Annotated in this window: 14 protein-coding genes; 9 read left to right on the top strand and 5 right to left on the bottom strand. The window is 65.2% G+C overall.

Annotated elements, in window-relative coordinates:
* Both cpaB and C0V72_RS02610 read right to left on the bottom strand, forming a co-directional pair.
* Positions 1-1,119: a Flp pilus assembly protein CpaB gene (cpaB, locus tag C0V72_RS02615; protein WP_101791657.1), complete on the bottom strand. Its 1,119-nt coding sequence runs from the start codon at positions 1,117-1,119 to the stop codon at positions 1-3.
* Positions 1,120-1,209: 90 nt separating this feature from the next.
* Positions 1,210-1,695, bottom strand: coding sequence for an A24 family peptidase (locus tag C0V72_RS02610; RefSeq protein ID WP_101791656.1), 486 nt, complete (start codon positions 1,693-1,695; stop codon positions 1,210-1,212).
* A 132-nt stretch (positions 1,696-1,827) separates the two neighbouring features.
* On the opposite strand from C0V72_RS02610, the gene C0V72_RS02605 reads away from it, so the two are divergent.
* The 3 genes from C0V72_RS02605 to C0V72_RS02595 are packed head-to-tail and all read left to right on the top strand — an operon-like array spanning position 1,828 to position 4,115.
* Positions 1,828-2,766 carry an alpha/beta fold hydrolase gene (locus C0V72_RS02605; RefSeq protein ID WP_233999739.1) on the top strand — a complete coding sequence of 313 codons (939 nt, stop codon included), beginning with the start codon at positions 1,828-1,830 and terminating at the stop codon, positions 2,764-2,766.
* Positions 2,763-3,878 carry an NAD(P)/FAD-dependent oxidoreductase gene (locus C0V72_RS02600; RefSeq protein WP_101791654.1) on the top strand — a complete coding sequence of 372 codons (1,116 nt, stop codon included), beginning with the start codon at positions 2,763-2,765 and terminating at the stop codon, positions 3,876-3,878. The genes C0V72_RS02605 and C0V72_RS02600 overlap by 4 nt, the downstream gene beginning before the upstream one ends.
* A 60-nt stretch (positions 3,879-3,938) precedes the next feature.
* Positions 3,939-4,115 carry a YegP family protein gene (locus C0V72_RS02595; RefSeq protein WP_101791703.1) on the top strand — a complete coding sequence of 59 codons (177 nt, stop codon included), beginning with the start codon at positions 3,939-3,941 and terminating at the stop codon, positions 4,113-4,115.
* Between the two features lie 24 nt (positions 4,116-4,139).
* Here the strand turns inward: C0V72_RS02595 and rnhA are convergent, their stop codons facing one another.
* The 3 genes from rnhA to ispH are packed head-to-tail and all read right to left on the bottom strand — an operon-like array spanning position 4,140 to position 6,604.
* Positions 4,140-4,586, bottom strand: a complete 447-nt coding sequence (gene rnhA, locus C0V72_RS02590) for a ribonuclease HI (protein ID WP_101791653.1) — start codon at positions 4,584-4,586, stop codon at positions 4,140-4,142.
* Between the two features lie 26 nt (positions 4,587-4,612).
* Positions 4,613-5,596 (bottom strand): homoserine kinase, encoded by a 984-nt coding sequence (locus C0V72_RS02585; protein WP_101791652.1) that lies wholly within the window; start codon positions 5,594-5,596, stop codon positions 4,613-4,615.
* 18 nt (positions 5,597-5,614) lie between these two features.
* Positions 5,615-6,604: a 4-hydroxy-3-methylbut-2-enyl diphosphate reductase gene (ispH, locus tag C0V72_RS02580; protein WP_101791651.1), complete on the bottom strand. Its 990-nt coding sequence runs from the start codon at positions 6,602-6,604 to the stop codon at positions 5,615-5,617.
* Positions 6,605-6,676: 72 nt separating this feature from the next.
* On the opposite strand from ispH, the gene C0V72_RS02575 reads away from it, so the two are divergent.
* From C0V72_RS02575 to scpB, 6 genes are all read left to right on the top strand, one after another.
* Positions 6,677-7,324, top strand: a complete 648-nt coding sequence (locus C0V72_RS02575) for a hypothetical protein (RefSeq protein WP_101791650.1) — start codon at positions 6,677-6,679, stop codon at positions 7,322-7,324.
* Between the two features lie 200 nt (positions 7,325-7,524).
* A complete protein-coding gene (gene argS, locus C0V72_RS02570) occupies positions 7,525-9,273 on the top strand; it encodes an arginine--tRNA ligase (RefSeq protein ID WP_101791649.1) in 1,749 nt (582 codons plus the stop codon).
* Positions 9,274-9,312: 39 nt separating this feature from the next.
* Positions 9,313-10,017 carry an SPOR domain-containing protein gene (locus tag C0V72_RS02565; protein ID WP_101791648.1) on the top strand — a complete coding sequence of 235 codons (705 nt, stop codon included), beginning with the start codon at positions 9,313-9,315 and terminating at the stop codon, positions 10,015-10,017.
* A 101-nt stretch (positions 10,018-10,118) separates the two neighbouring features.
* A complete protein-coding gene (gene nagZ / locus C0V72_RS02560) occupies positions 10,119-11,141 on the top strand; it encodes a beta-N-acetylhexosaminidase (RefSeq protein WP_101791647.1) in 1,023 nt (340 codons plus the stop codon).
* Positions 11,138-11,929: a segregation and condensation protein A gene (locus C0V72_RS02555; RefSeq protein WP_101791646.1), complete on the top strand. Its 792-nt coding sequence runs from the start codon at positions 11,138-11,140 to the stop codon at positions 11,927-11,929. The genes nagZ and C0V72_RS02555 overlap by 4 nt, the downstream gene beginning before the upstream one ends.
* Positions 11,926-12,573 (top strand): SMC-Scp complex subunit ScpB, encoded by a 648-nt coding sequence (scpB, locus tag C0V72_RS02550; RefSeq protein ID WP_101791645.1) that lies wholly within the window; start codon positions 11,926-11,928, stop codon positions 12,571-12,573. The genes C0V72_RS02555 and scpB overlap by 4 nt, the downstream gene beginning before the upstream one ends.
* The last annotated feature ends 11 nt before the right edge of the window (positions 12,574-12,584 follow it).

The raw sequence follows: 12,584 nt of genomic DNA, 5'->3' as shown, positions 1-12,584 counted from the left end.
TCAGTTGATCAGGGTCGCACCGGCGGCGGGCAGGGTCTGCCCGGCGCGGCGCATGCCGACCGACTGGTTGGACAGGATCGCATTGCTGTTGGCCTTTGCGCTGACAGCAGTTTCAGTGGTTTCCTTGCCGCGGGTCACCCGCACGCTCGGGCCGGTGTAGACCCGGGCTCCGGCGTCGCCCGACGCTGCGGCGCGGGAGGTGGCCGGGGCCGAATAGGCCGGCGCTGCCTGCTGGGCGGGCGCCTTGCTGGGCACAGTGGTCCGCTGGAAGCGCGACACATCGCCGCCGGTCACAAAGGTTGTGCTCTTGTCGATCGGGCGGCCCATCGCGGCCTTGAGCATCTTTTCTTCCTGCTCGGGCGTGATGCCGGCCGGGATCTGGATGTCACCAGCAGCCACGGCCTTTTCAAGTTCGGACTGGCTGTCGGCAATCGAGCGCAGGACCAGGCTGATGGTGCCGATGGTCTGGGCAACCGCGACCTTTTCCGCGATCTTCGGCGTCACTTCGAGCGTGACGGTGCTGAACTGCTGCACCACGGTCTTGCCGTTTTCGTCGGTGGTCTTTTCGGTGGTCTGATCGGTTGCCAGCACGCGCAGGTTGCGCAGCACCGTTTCGGCTGTCTTGAGCGGCGTGCCTTCGTCGTTTCCGTCGATCTGCTGGGTCAGCACCATATCGACCCGGTCGCCGGCAAACACAAAGCCTGCGACCCCGGTCGTGGCCGACACCGGCACGGTGACAGCGCGCATGCCCGGCCCGAGCGCTGCGGCGAGGAAGCCGCGATCACCCGGCGCGACTAACGAGCCTTGCGTCACCGGCTCGCCCGCCGTGATCGGGAAGCGCACGACTGTGCCCAGCAGCTTGTTCATGTCGGCTTCGCCATCGATGAAGTAGGCGTCTTGCAGCAGTTCCTGCGGCCATGGCTGAAAGCCCAGCGCATCAGCCGTGATGATGGTGCCCGCCGTCAAAGCCCGCTTGGCCACCAGCACGCGCGGCCCGGTGGGCACGGCAGCTTCGGCATTGGGGGCAGCGCCTCCGGCGAAGATGCTGCGTGCGGCAAAGGCCGTGCCGATCGCGATGATCAGTGCACCAAGCAGCAGAACCAGTTTCTTCCTATCCATGGCTCAATTAGCCCCCTCGTAATCGCCCTGAGTTTGGTTAGCGGGCAGGTATGGTTGCACGAGTTAAGTCCTGACTGGTTAAAATCGGGTTCATGCCGCCTGCGCTGCGATGACTCCGCTCGGCAGATAGTTGGCTGCCAGTACCCACAGGCCGCCAAACGCGATGGCAACGCCGTAAGGGATCGCCAGCTTGTCCTTCTGGCGCAGGGTGGTGTGCCAGATGACCATCGCTACGGTCAGCACCCCGCCAGCCAGCGCCATCACCAGCAGCAATTGCATGAACGCCTGCGGCGTGACCCACAGCGCAAGCACTGTGAGCAGCTTCACATCGCCGCCGCCCATCATTCCCAGTGCAAAAATCCCCGCGAACACCGCAAAGGCTGCCAGCGCCACGCCCAGCTGGATCGCGACATCAGGCCACAGCGACATTCCGCTGGCCCACCAGAAGGCAGGGGCCACCAAGGCGATCCCGAGGTTCAGCCAATTGTCGATCTGGCGGCGGCGGATATCCGTGAACGCGGCAAAGACCAGAGCAATTGCCAAGGCGATCAGCAGACCGTAGGAAATCGAATTCATTGCGTGTGTGCCCCCGGCGAGGCGGTGCTGAGTGCACCGACCGTCCTTCATTGGGACACTGATACAGATTATGACTTACCAAAAAGTAACCAAACCTCTTGGCCTGCGGGCGGCTGCTGCGATGGTGCGATGATGATCGATCGCCGAACGATTCCGCCCCGCGCATCGGAAAGCACGTGGACGGCAGCGGATGGTCACCTGATCCGCCGGATCGACTGGGCAGGCGCGGCAGCTGAGCGCGGATCAATCCTGTTTTTGCCGGGCCGCGGTGATTTTTACGAAAAATATCTCGAAACGCTGGAGGAATGGCAAGCAGCCGGCTGGCGGGTGACGGCGTCCGATTGGCGCGGGCAAGCTGGATCGGGGCGGCTGGGCAAGGATCCGGTGACCGGCCATGTTGCCGATTTCGCGCTTTGGATCGACGATCTGGCGCTGTTGTGGGAGCGCTGGGTGGCCCAGACGCCCGGACCTCACGTGCTTGCCGCCCATTCGATGGGCGGGCATCTGGTGCTGCGCGCGCTAATTGACCGGCGGGTCAGCCCGGATGCGGTGGTGCTGAGCGCGCCGATGACCGGCATGGCCGGCCCTGCGCTGCCCCTCCCGCTGCTGCACGCGGCGGCGCGGCTGATGTGCGCGGTGGGCGATCCCACCCGCCCTGCGTGGAAGTGGAGCGAAAAGCCGGGCGAGCTGCCGGCTTACCGCTCCACCTTGCTGACCCATGATCCGGCCCGTTATGCCGATGAGCAATGGTGGCGCGAGGCGCGTCCCGAACTGGTGATGGGCCCGGCCAGCTGGCGCTGGGTCGAACGGGCCTTTGCCTCGTGGCGGCGGATCGAAACGCCCGGCACGCTCGAAGCTGTGGACGTGCCGGTGCTGATAATCTCGACCGCATCGGACAAGCTGGTCAGCCACCCGGCGAACCTGCGCGCCGCCGCCCGCCTGCCCAAAGGCGAGCTGCTGGCGCTGGGCAAGGAGGCGCATCACGAACTGCTGCGCGAAGTGGACGCGGTGCGGGGGCCGATCATGGCCCGAATTGCCGAATTCCTTGACCGGACGGTGCCAGCGCAATGATCTATGATATCGCCGTGATCGGTGCCGGGATGGCAGGTGCCAGCATCGCCGCCGAACTCGCCCCCTATGCCCGTGTCCTGCTGCTGGAGGCGGAAGATGCGCCCGGTTATCACGCCACGGGCCGTTCGGCCGCGTTCTGGGAGGAATGTTACGGCGGCCCCGGCGTGGTGCCCCTGACCCGCGCATCGGGCGACTACCTTGCCGATCACGGATTTCTGACCGCGCGCGGTGCGCTGTATATCGGGCAAGCTGCGGACCGCGCAGCGATGGAGGCGTTCCGCGCCAGCTATGCCGGAACGGGCGTGACGATCGAGCGGTTGACGCCGGAGGCCTTGGCTGCCCGCGTGCCGCATATCCGTGCCGACTGGAGCGAGGCGCTGTATCAACCGGCCTGCGCCGATATTGATGTGGCGGGATTGCACCAGCACTACCTTGGTCTGGCGCGGCGGCAGGGCGCGGCGATTGTCGCGCGCGCCCGGGTTGCCAGGCTGACCCGCAATGGCGGCACCTGGACGATCACCAGTGAACGCGGCGACAGCTGGCAGGCGGCTGCGGTCATCAATGCTGCGGGCGCGTGGGCCGACGAGATCGCCCGGATCGCCGGTGTGCGCCCGGTCGGCATTGCGCCGCTCCGCCGCAGTGTCGCCGTGCTGCGCGTCGAACCGCAGGCCCCGGCCGATCTGCCGCTGGTGCTCGACATCAATGGCGGGTTTTATTTCAAGCCTGACGCCGGGCGGCTGTGGCTGAGCCCACACGATGAAATCCCGTCCGAACCCTGCGACGCTGCGCCCGAGGAGCTTGATATTGCCATTGCCATCGACCGCTTCCAGCAAGCGACCGACTGGCGGATCGCGGCGGTCGAGCATTCCTGGGCGGGCCTGCGCAGTTTCGCGCCTGACCGGATGCCGGTTTACGGCTTCGATCCGGAGGCTGCCGGCTTCTTCTGGTTTGCCGGGCAGGGCGGTTTCGGCATCCAGACCGCGCCTGCTGCGGCGCGCTTGGCGGCGCAGCGGGTGCTGGGGCAGGGCGCTGATGCGATGACCGCGGGGATTGATCCGGAACTGTTCAGCCCGCAGCGTTTCCATGCGGCGCGGCAGATACAATCGGCCTAGGCAAGCGCCCCCCGATCTGGCATTTCCTGGCAGAGATTAACCACAAGGGAGGGAATGCCGATGGCGCACACGTTTGAAATCTACAAGGATAACGCCGGCGAGTTTCGCGTGCGGTTCAAGTATAATTCGGAAGTGATGTTCTCCACGCAGGGCTATTCCAGCAAAGCCAGCGCGCAGAACGCCATCGATTCGATCAAGAAGAACGGCCCCGGCGCCGAGGTCGAAGACAACAGCTGATTTTGGCTGCGAGTGCGGCGGGGGTCAGGTGGCCCCCGCGGCCACTTTCGCGGCTTCCGCGCTGGCCAGCGCGTCGACCCGTTCGTTTTCCGGGTGGCCATTATGGCCCTTGACCCAGTGCCAGGTCACCTGATGCGGGCGTGCGGCTTCGATCAATTCGTGCCACAGGTCGGCATTGCGCACCGGCTTTTTGCTGGCGTTGACCCAGCCATTGCGCTGCCAGCCGTGGATCCACTTGTTCATCCCGTCGAGCACATATTTGCTGTCGGAATACAGATCGACCTTGCACGGCTCGATCAGGGCACTGAGGCCCTTGATCGCTGCGGTCATTTCCATGCGGTTGTTGGTGGTGTCCCGCTCCCCGCCCGACATTTCCTTCTCATGCGCGCCCATCCGCAACAGCGCGCCCCAGCCGCCCGGGCCGGGATTGCCCTTGCATGCGCCATCGGTGAAGATTTCGACCTGTTTCATGGGCGCCTGCTTAACCGCGGGAGGGCTCAGCCCGCAAGCAGTCCGGCACCAGCTTCGGCATAGAAGTGCCAGCGCTGAACGAATTGCATCGGGTCTTTGCGGGTGACCAGCGCATCGTCGGGCGTATCCAGCCAGTCTTCAGCGCGGCTGGCAACGAACCTGAGGCACGCGCCCTTGGCGATCTCGGGAAACAATGCACGCTCGGCAGGATCGAGGCGGCGGACGCTTTGGTAACCCTGCACCAGCGCCGCGCCGCAATCGGGCCGGTAGGCGTTGTCTCCATCAAAGCACCACGCCGCGTGCGTCACTGCCAGATCAAGCACCATGGGACCGGTGCAGGCAAAGTAGAAATCGATCAGCCCGGTCACGCGGTCGCCCAGCATCAGGACATTGTCGGGAAACAGGTCCGTATGGGTCTGGGATTGCGGGAGCGCCGACAGGTCGAGCGCGGCAGCCGCCTGTGCGGAGGCGAGCATCGCGGGCAGGGCCGGGTGAATGGTCGCGAGCCGATCGGCTCCGCAGGCCTCCAGTATGGCGGCGCTGGCGGCAAAATCCATCGCATTGGCGCGGGCGCGGGGGAAATCGCGCGCGGCCAGATGCAGGCGCGCCAGCACCTCGCCCACGGCACGGGCCTGTGCGGGGGTGGGGCGGGTGGGGGAGACGCCGGGCAGGAACTCGATCAGGGCAGCAGCCTTGCCTTCGATCATCCGGTAAGACGCGCCGTCCCGGTCGTGCATCGTGCGCGGCACCGGGCATCCGCGGGCGGCCAGATAATCGAGCAGATCGAGAAAATAGGGCAGATCGGTATAGTCGATCCGCCGTTCATACAGCGTCAGAATGAAGCGGGTGCCCGAACCGGAGCCGCCGCCGCCAGCGCCGGTCGTCTCCACCAGCCAGTTGGAATTGGACACGCCCTCGGCAATGCCCTTGGCCGAAACGAGTTCGCCCACATCATAATGCGCGATCAGCCGGGCCAGATCCTCTGCCCCCAGATGGGTGTAGACCGCCATATCCGCCCCCCGGTAAGCCTATTCGGTCAGCAGGCGCGGCAGTTTGAACACCATCTTTTCTTCCGCCGCCGTGATCGTCTTTTCGCTGATGGGGCGATATTTGCTCAAGGCCTCAACCACTTCGCGCACCAGAATCTCGGGCGCCGATGCTCCGGCGGTAAGGCCTAGGGTCTTGACCCCATCAAGCCAGCTGAAATCGATCTCGGCCGCGCGCTGGATCAGCTTGGCAGGGGTGCCCAGCCGTTCGGCGACCTCCACCAGTCGCAGCGCGTTGGATGAGTTGGGCGAGCCGATCACCAGCACCAGTTCGCAATCCTGCGCCAGTTCCTTGACGGCGGCCTGCCGGTTGGAGGTGGCATAGCAGATATCCTCGGCGCGCGGGCCGGAGATGTTGGGATAGCGCCATTCCAGCGCCTGGATCACCTCGCGCGTGTCGTCGACCGACAGGGTGGTTTGGGTGAGGTAAGCCAGTTCCTCGTCCGCATCAAAGGGCAGCTTGTCCACATCCTCGATCGTTTCGACGAGGCTCATCTGCCCGGGTTCAACCTGACCCATGGTGCCGATCACTTCAGGGTGGCCTTCGTGGCCGATGAAGATGATGTGGCGGCCCTTTTCGATCTGGCGTTCGGCCTGGCGGTGGACCTTGCTGACCAGCGGGCAGGTGGCATCGACGTACAATAGCTTGCGGCGCTTCGCTTCGGCGGGGACCGCCTTGGGCACGCCATGGGCGCTGAACACCACCGGCGCATCGTCGGGCACTTCGTCGAGTTCCTCGACAAAAATCGCGCCCTGGGCTTTCAGCCCTTCGACAACATATTTGTTGTGCACGATCTCGTGCCGGACATAAACCGGCGCGCCGTAGCGTTCGAGCGCCTTTTCGACGATCTCGATCGCCCGGTCGACGCCCGCACAAAAGCCGCGCGGCGCCGCGATCAGCAGGTTGAGGGGCGGGCGATCCGCAAAGGCGGCATCGGTTTCGGCGGGTGAGGTTTGAAAGGGCGCGTTCATGTGTCACCCCCTAGCGCTTTGCGTGCGTCATCGCTAGGGCGCACGGGATCGGAATATTCGAGGACGGCTTTAATGATGCTTCGCGCACGCGCCTTTGTTGCTGTGGGACTGGTGGCGGGCTTGTCTGCCTGCGCCAAGGATGGCGATCTGGTGATCGATCAGGGCGTGGGCATTACCAGCGTGCTCAGCCTGTGCCCGGCGGCCGGAATCCCGGACTATACCGGGGATGTCACCACTTTTCGCACCACCGACACCACTGTCGCCAGCCTTGATGTGAGCGCTGCGATGACCGACCTGCGCACCACCTGCAATGACACGGGCGAACAGGTTTATTCGGAATCGAGCTTCACGGTGAACGCCCGCCGCAGCGACACGCGCGGCGCGCGCACGGTGGAACTGCCCTATTTCGTCACGGTGCTGCGCGGCGGCAGCGCGGTCGTCAGCAAGCGCATCGGTACGGTGACGCTCGTCTTTGCCGATGGGCAGGAACGCACCAGCGCGGCTGCCAAGGCGGCCAGCTTCATCAACCGCGCCGATGCCGCGCTGCCCGATGATATCCGCGAAAAGATCACCAAAAGGCGCCGCGCCGGCGATGCCGAGGCCGCGCTTGATCCGCTGGCTGACCCCGAAGTGAAGGCCGCGATCGCTCGTACGCGGTTTGAAATGCTGGTCGGCTTTCAGCTGACCGAGGCGCAGCTGGCGTATAATGTGACGCGTTAGGTATTCGCTCCCGCCTCCGCGGGAGCGTCCTCGGCGCGTTTCCTCCGCTACGCTGCGGAGCGCCTGCGGGCGGCCAGTCGGCCTTGCGGTCACTTCGTGGCCGTTTGTCGGTTTGCCGCTTCCGTCGTCCCGGGCTTGACCCGGGATCCCGCTTCCTTCTTTGCACGCGCGATCACCCGCGCACACCGCACGAGAAACCGATGACCGAACCGAAAACTCTCTACACCGCCTACACCGCGCTGATCGAAACCGTGCTGACCGATCTGGTCGCTGCCGGTACGCTGCCCGCTGGCACGTCCTTCGCCAATGTCACGCTGGAGCCGCCGCGTGATGCGTCGCATGGCGACCTTGCCACCAACGCCGCGATGGTGCTGGCCAAGGGCGCAGGGATGAACCCCCGCGCCCTGGCCGAAGCGATCACGGCCAAGCTTGCCGCCTATCCCGCCATCATCAGCGCGGATATCGCCGGGCCGGGGTTCATCAACCTGCGCCTTGCGCCTGCGGCGTGGCTTGATGAACTGGCCGCCATCGCGCGGCTGGGCGGTGACTATGGCCGGTCAGCGATGGGCGGGGGCACCACCGTCAATGTCGAATATGTTTCGGCCAATCCGACGGGCCCGATGCATATGGGCCATTGCCGCGGCGCGGTGGTGGGCGATGCCCTGGGTAGTCTGCTCGAATTCGCGGGCCACACAGTCATCCGCGAATATTACGTCAACGATGCGGGCGCGCAGGTCGATGTGCTCGCCCGCTCGGTGCATATGCGGTATCTTGAGGCGCTGGGTGAGACCATCACCATCCCCGAAGGCCTCTATCCCGGCGACTATCTCGTCCCCGTCGGCCAGCAGCTCGCCGCCGAGTTTGGCGATCAATATGCCGCCGCGCCCGAAGCCGATTGGCTGATCCTGTTCCGCACCCGCGCGGTGGCCGCGATGATGGACATGATCCGCGCGGATCTGGCGACGCTGGGGATCAAGCACGACCTGTTCTCCTCGGAAGCCGAATTGCAGGCCTCGGGCAAAGTCGATGCCGCGGAAGCGTGGCTGCGCGCGCATGACCTTGTCTATGACGGCGTGCTCGAAGCCCCCAAGGGCAAGGCCCCGCCCGAAGATTGGGAGCCGGTCCAGCTGCCGCTGTTCCGCTCGACCCGGTTCGGCGATGACCAAGACCGCCCGATCAAGAAGTCGAACGGGGCGTGGACCTACTTTGGCGCGGACCTCGCCTACCACTTCCAGAAGGCGCAGACCGCCGATGCGCTGGTCGATATCTGGGGCGCGGATCATGCCGGCACGGTCAAGCGGATCAAGGCCGCCGTCGCCGCGCTGACCAGTGCGGACGGCGCTTCGCCCAAGCCATTCGAGGTCAAGCTCGTCCAGATGGTGCAGCTGCTGAAAGGCGGCCAGCCCTTCAAGATGTCCAAGCGGTCGGGCAATTTCGTCACGCTCGCCGACGTGGTCGACATGGTCGGCAAGGACGTGGTGCGTTTCACCATGCTCACCCGCAAGCCGGATGCGCAGATGGATTTCGACTTCGACAAGGTGGTCGAAGCCTCGAAGGATAACCCGGTGTTCTATGTCCAATATGCCCATGCGCGCATCCGTTCGACGCTGCGCAAGGCGGCGGACGCTGGCCTGACGCCGTCGGATGCGGCGCTGGAACGGCTCGGCACCGAAGAGCTGGCGCTGGTCGCCCGCGCGGCGCAGTTCCCGCGCGAAATCGAAGCCGCCGCGCGCGCGCGCGAACCGCACCGGATTGCCTTTTACCTCTATGATCTGGCCGGCGATCTGCATTCCTACTGGAATTTGGGTAACGACCGGCCGGAAAAGCGGTTCATCGTGGAACAGGATGCCCAACTAACCGGCGCAAGGCTTTTCCTTGCCCAAGCAATCGGGCAAGTGATCCGCGGCGGGCTTGGCGTGTTGGGCGTCGAGGCTGTCGAGAGCATGTGACGCAAAATGTTTTGTCGCCGGGGGGCTTAGAGTTTCGCCATGATCGATGCCGAGTACGAGGAACTGGACGACGCGGGCAGCGAGCTTGATCTTGCTGATACCGATAGCCTGCCGTGGCTCGAATCCGACGAGCAGGACGAAGACGCCGGCGGCCTTGATGTGATGCAGATCGCTGGGTTCTTTGCCTTGCTGCTGGCCCTGCTGGGCGCAGTGGTTGGCGGGGTCTGGTATGTCTCCAACCGGGTCACCGGCGCGGACATGGTGGCCGATGGCAGCGTGATCGCCGCGCCGGAAGGCCCGGTCAAGCAGCGCCCCGATAATCCGGGCGGCAAGGAATTTGCCGGCACCGGCAGCGTTGCGCCCGTGGTGGGTGAGGGCGGTTCGCGCCCGGCGGTGGTCGCCGATGCGCCGGCTGCCATGCCATCCCTGCCTGCGCCCACACCGGCACCGGCCGGGACGAAGCAAGCCGCCGCTGCGACTGCCGCGCCCGCGCCCACGCCTGCGCCGGTTCCCGGAACAGGCGTGCAGCTTGCCGCCTACGGCACCCGCGCCCGCGCCGAACAGGGCTGGACTGATGTCTCTCGCCGCACCGATGCGCTCACCGGGGTCAAATACCGGATCGTTGAAGGCAAGGTCGACATCGGAACGGTTTATCGTTTGCAGGCCGTGGCTGGCAGCCGCGCCGAAGCCGACCGGCTCTGTGCTGCCTTGAAGGCTGATGGGGTCGATTGTCAGGTCAAGTAGCGGCCCGGCAGTCGCGCATTGGCAGGGTTTGGACGGGTTTTCCCCGCTCTTGACCTTGCCTGGGCCTTGCTAGACCCCCCGTAGAGTGCGATTTTGCGGCCATGACACCGGCTATCTTCGGTTTGAGCGGCCCCGAACTGACCGCTGATGAGCGCGCTTTTTTCCGCGATTGCGACCCGGCGGGTTACATCCTGTTCGGGCGCAATATCGTCGATCCGGCGCAGCTGCGCCGCCTTACCGATGGCCTGCGCAATATTCATGGGCGTGACCGCCTGCTGATCTCGATCGATCAGGAGGGCGGCCGGGTGGCGCGCCTCAGGCCGCCGCTGTGGGCGGGCTATCCTTCGGGGCAAGCCTTTGCAAACCTGTATGAAATTGCCCCCGCCAGCGCGATCGAGGCTGCCCGCGCCAACGCCTTGGCCATGGGGCTGGAACTGTCGGCGATGGGGATTACGGTGGATTACCACCCGCCGCTGGATTTGCATGTGCCCGGCGCCCATGACGTGATCGGCGACCGCGCGTTCGGCAGCGATCCGATGCAGGTGGCGGCGCTGGGCCGCGCAGTGCTCGAAGGGCTGGCGGCTGGCGGTGTCACGGGCTGCATCAAGCACATGCCCGGCCACGGCCGAACCGATGTCGATACCCACAAGGCGCTCCCCACTGTGACAGCGAGCGCGGCTGAGCTGGAGGATGATATTGCGCCGTTTCGCACTTTGAATAAGGCGCTTATTGGCATGACCGGGCATCTGGTATTCACCGCATGGGATGCCGAAAATCCCGCCACGCTCTCCGAAACCGTGATCCGTGACATTATCCGGGGCGCGATCGGGTTCGATGGCCTGCTGCTTACCGATGATATCGATATGGAGGCGCTGGGCGGTTCAATCTCGCAGCGCGCCGCCCGCGCGCATGCTGCCGGGTGCGATATCGTGCTCAATTGCTGGGCGAAAATGGACGATATGCAAGCCATCTGCGCGGAGTTGCCGACCATGTCCGAAACCACGCGTGCCCGGCTCGACCGGGCCTTGGCGGGCACCCGCATTACGCCCAGCATTGATCCGCAAGCTGCTGAATTGCTGGCGAAACGCGATGCTCTTCTGGCACTTGCCGGAACGCCTGCATGACCACATCCGATCAGCCCTTCATGTTTCTGCCCGCAGAAATGGCCAAGGGCGATCCGGACGCGCTCTATCTCGAACTTGATGGCTGGGAAGGTCCGCTTGACCTGCTGCTCGATCTGGCGCGGCGGCAAAAGGTCGACCTCAAGCAGATTTCGATCCTTGCGCTGGTCGATCAATACCTGACCTATATCGAGCGCGCCGGGGCGATGCGGTTGGAACTGGCCGCCGATTACCTTGTGATGGCCGCATGGCTTGCCTACCTGAAATCGGCGATGCTGCTGCCAAAGGCCGAGCAGGAAGACCCTTCGCCCGAAGAACTCGCGCTCAAGCTGCAATTGCGCCTGCAGCGCCTGGGCGCGATGCGCGAGGCCGCGGCGCGGCTGATGGCGCGGGACCGGATCGGACGCGATGTGTTTGTGCGGGGCGCACCTGAAGGCCTGCGGACAGACCGCAAGACCGTGTGGCGCAGCGATCTGTTCACGATCATTCAGGCCTATGGGCAGGTCAAGGCGCGCACCGCACCGCGCATCTATCACGTTGCGAACCGTCCGGTGATGACGCTGGAGTCGGCGCTGGAGCGGGTGGCCTCGATGCTTGGCGTCACGCTCGAATGGATGGAGATCCGGGACTTTCTGCCTCCGCATGCGACCCCGGAGTTGCGGCGGTCGGCGCTCGCTTCCAGCTTTGTCGCCGCGCTGGAACTTGCCAAGCGGGGCCGTGCCGAGATTGCCCAGGACGGCGCGTTTTCACCCTTGCGCATCCGCCGGCTGAAAGAAGGCAAGGCCGCGTGAACGCGCCGCCCGACGAGGAGCCCGGCACGCTTGAACGCGCGGTGGAAGCGACGCTGTTTGCTGCCGAAGAGCCGCTGAGTATCGATGCGCTGGCATCCCATCTGGGCGGCCTTGCCCCGGGCGATGTGCGCGCGGCGCTTGGCCAGCTGGAAGCGCGGTATCGCACGCGCGGGGTGCATCTGGTCGATCGGGCCGGGCGCTGGCATTTTGAGACGGCCCCCGATCTGGCCCATCTGCTGCGCCGCGAGAAGGAGCAGGTGCGCCGCCTCAGCCGCGCGGCCACCGAAGTGCTCGCCATCATTGCCTATCACGAACCTGTCAGCCGGGCCGAAATCGAATCGATCCGGGGTGTGCAAACCAGTGCCGGTACGCTGGATGTGCTGATGGAAGCCGGGTGGGTCCGCCCCGCAGGTCGCCGCGAAGTCCCCGGCCGTCCGGTGGTCTACGCGACCACGCCCGTCTTTCTCGACCACTTCGGCCTTGCCAGCCGCCGCGACTTGCCCGGTATCGACGAATTGCGGGCCGCCGGGCTGCTCGACCCGGTGGATGAGGCGATGGAAGCCGCCCTGCGGTTCGAACCGGACGAGATCGACGAGGCTGACGCCGCCTCCGATGATGCAGATGACGAGAATCTGGCGGACTGACTGGCAATTCG

The sequence above is a fragment of the Porphyrobacter sp. TH134 genome, assembly GCF_002855495.1.
GTDB lineage: Bacteria > Pseudomonadota > Alphaproteobacteria > Sphingomonadales > Sphingomonadaceae > Erythrobacter.
This window is presented reverse-complemented; position numbering and strand designations above follow the sequence as displayed.

Excerpts from the sequence above, each read along its gene's own strand:
- C0V72_RS02585 (WP_101791652.1), bottom strand. The coding sequence starts at position 5,596 with ATGGCGGTCTACACCCATCTGGGGGCAGAGGATCTGGCCCGGCTGATC.
- C0V72_RS02555 (WP_101791646.1), top strand. The coding sequence starts at position 11,138 with ATGACCACATCCGATCAGCCCTTCATGTTTCTGCCCGCAGAAATGGCC.
- nagZ (WP_101791647.1), top strand. The coding sequence starts at position 10,119 with ATGACACCGGCTATCTTCGGTTTGAGCGGCCCCGAACTGACCGCTGAT.
- ispH (WP_101791651.1), bottom strand. The coding sequence starts at position 6,604 with ATGAACGCGCCCTTTCAAACCTCACCCGCCGAAACCGATGCCGCCTTT.
- C0V72_RS02610 (WP_101791656.1), bottom strand. The coding sequence starts at position 1,695 with ATGAATTCGATTTCCTACGGTCTGCTGATCGCCTTGGCAATTGCTCTG.
- cpaB (WP_101791657.1), bottom strand. The coding sequence starts at position 1,119 with ATGGATAGGAAGAAACTGGTTCTGCTGCTTGGTGCACTGATCATCGCG.
- C0V72_RS02605 (WP_233999739.1), top strand. The coding sequence starts at position 1,828 with ATGATCGATCGCCGAACGATTCCGCCCCGCGCATCGGAAAGCACGTGG.
- C0V72_RS02565 (WP_101791648.1), top strand. The coding sequence starts at position 9,313 with ATGATCGATGCCGAGTACGAGGAACTGGACGACGCGGGCAGCGAGCTT.
- C0V72_RS02595 (WP_101791703.1), top strand. The coding sequence starts at position 3,939 with ATGGCGCACACGTTTGAAATCTACAAGGATAACGCCGGCGAGTTTCGC.
- C0V72_RS02575 (WP_101791650.1), top strand. The coding sequence starts at position 6,677 with ATGATGCTTCGCGCACGCGCCTTTGTTGCTGTGGGACTGGTGGCGGGC.
- rnhA (WP_101791653.1), bottom strand. The coding sequence starts at position 4,586 with ATGAAACAGGTCGAAATCTTCACCGATGGCGCATGCAAGGGCAATCCC.
- argS (WP_101791649.1), top strand. The coding sequence starts at position 7,525 with ATGACCGAACCGAAAACTCTCTACACCGCCTACACCGCGCTGATCGAA.
- C0V72_RS02600 (WP_101791654.1), top strand. The coding sequence starts at position 2,763 with ATGATCTATGATATCGCCGTGATCGGTGCCGGGATGGCAGGTGCCAGC.